The sequence below is a fragment of the Bradyrhizobium sp. 23 genome (assembly GCF_023073295.1).
In the GTDB taxonomy this organism is placed as follows: domain Bacteria; phylum Pseudomonadota; class Alphaproteobacteria; order Rhizobiales; family Xanthobacteraceae; genus Bradyrhizobium; species Bradyrhizobium canariense_D.
The window spans coordinates 142,681-144,432 of the sequence record NZ_JADPJF010000088.1; the positions used below are offsets into that span (position 1 = coordinate 142,681).

General features: G+C 65.1%; 3 protein-coding genes. All 3 read right to left on the reverse strand.

Annotation, left to right across the window (positions count from 1 at the left end):
* A partial coding sequence (gene dapE, locus IVB32_RS21615; RefSeq protein WP_247411395.1) for a succinyl-diaminopimelate desuccinylase occupies nt 1-644 on the reverse strand: 644 nt, incomplete at its 3' end.
* On the reverse strand, nt 641-1,291 hold the full coding sequence (locus IVB32_RS21620) for a DUF805 domain-containing protein (protein WP_018453026.1): 651 nt from the start codon (nt 1,289-1,291) through the stop codon (nt 641-643). The genes IVB32_RS21620 and dapE, both read right to left, overlap by 4 nt.
* Before the next feature lie 102 nt (nt 1,292-1,393).
* The coding region (locus IVB32_RS21625; protein WP_276576779.1) for a DapH/DapD/GlmU-related protein at nt 1,394-1,752 on the reverse strand (359 nt) is incomplete at its 5' end.

The window sequence follows — 1,752 nt, forward strand, 5'->3', positions numbered from 1 at the left end:
GGCACCGGATTGGCGGCGCGGTGCGGATAGGCGACATGGCCCTGCACGCCGTCGACATACAGCGTGCCGGATTGCGAGCCGCGGCGGCCGACCTTGATGGTGTCGCCGAGGGTCTCGACATTGGAGGGCTCGCCGAGCACGCAATGGTCGAATTTTTCGCCGCGCTCGGCCGCCCACTGCAGCAGCTTGATGGTGCCATTGATGGAGACGTCTTCCTCGTCGCCGGTGATCAGGAAGGAGATCGAACCTTTGCCGTCGCTGCGCGGCTTGCCGTCGTTCGCGGCCAGATGCTCCAGCACCGCGGCGACCGAACAGGCGATGCCGCCTTTCATGTCGACCGCGCCGCGGCCGTGCAGAAAGCCGTCCTTCACCTCGCCCGAGAACGCGCCGACGCTCCAGGCGCTCTCGTCGCCCGGCGGTACCACGTCGGTGTGGCCGGCAAAGGTGATGTGCGGCCCGTCAGTGCCGATCCGCGCAAAGAGATTGTCGACGTCGGCGGTGCCGGGCTCGCTGAAAGTCACGCGGTGGCATGTGAAGCCTGCCGCATTGAGGGCTTTTTCGAGCACGCCCAGTGCACCGGCATCGGCGGGGGTTACCGAGGGGCAGCGGATGAGATCGCGGGCAATCGAGAGAGCATCGGTCATGCGCCCCGCTTAACATGCATGCCGCCGGGTGGGCTAGCACTGGGCGGGACAAATTCGATCTCGCTCTGCTGGTCCCAGCTTTTCGTCGAAGGTGCGGGCGCGGAGCCATCTTCAAGGACGGCCAGTGGATCGGGGCCGAACCGGTTGTCGCCCGAGGTGCCGGGCACAATGAACATTTCCACGAGGCCCCAAAACCACGGAATGTGCACGGCCCAGGCGACGGCAAGAACCCAGTTTGAATTGGTGGGCAGCAGGTCCGAGAACTGGTCGAACAACGCAGGCACGACGAAGAACGGAACCAGCCACCAGCCGCTCCGGTCGCGATCGTGCAGCCGCTTGGTCGCGGTTGCGAGATAGATCCACAGGAATAGCAAAGTGCCGAACACTTTGAGGATGAGGGTCGCGCGATCGGCCGTAGCCAGCTGACGATAGGCCCTGGGATCGACCACGTTGAAGATGTCGTCGACACCGAAATCGAAGTCGACCTTGAAGTTGAAGGCGAAAGTTGCCGCCCCGTTCAGCACCTTGATGGCCTGGTCGATCATCCCGAGCATGCAGGCCAGCATCATGACGAGCAGCAGCGCCTGCCACAGCAGCGCGCGGTTGATGCGGCCGTCGAAGCGGAAGAGATACCAGATCCAGTCCATTCCAAAGGCTCCGGGCGGGAAAGGTCGCCCGGATGTTGGTCGCGATGGGGGGAGGGCGGGTTCGATGGACCCTCGGTGTCGTACGGCAGCTGGTGCCGCGAATCAATCCCGCAGCAGCTCGTTGATGCTGGTTTTGGAGCGCGTGCGCTCGTCGACGCGCTTGACGATGACGGCGCAGGCGGTGCTCGGGCCGATCTGGCCGTTCTTCATGGGCTTGCCGGGCAGCGCGCCGGGAACGACGACCGAATATTCCGGCACCTCGCCGATGAAGATCTCGCCGGTCTCGCGATCGACGATCTTGGTCGACGCCCCCAGGAACACGCCCATCGACAGCACCGCGCCCTTGCGCACGATCACGCCCTCGGCGACCTCGGAGCGCGCGCCGATAAAGCAATCGTCCTCGATGATCACGGGCTCGGCCTGCAGCGGCTCGAGCACGCCGCCGATGCCGACGCCGCCGG

Bases quoted from the DNA above. Each gene is read 5' to 3' on its own strand.
- IVB32_RS21620 (WP_018453026.1), bottom strand. From the start codon at position 1,291: ATGGACTGGATCTGGTATCTCTTCCGCTTCGACGGCCGCATCAACCGC.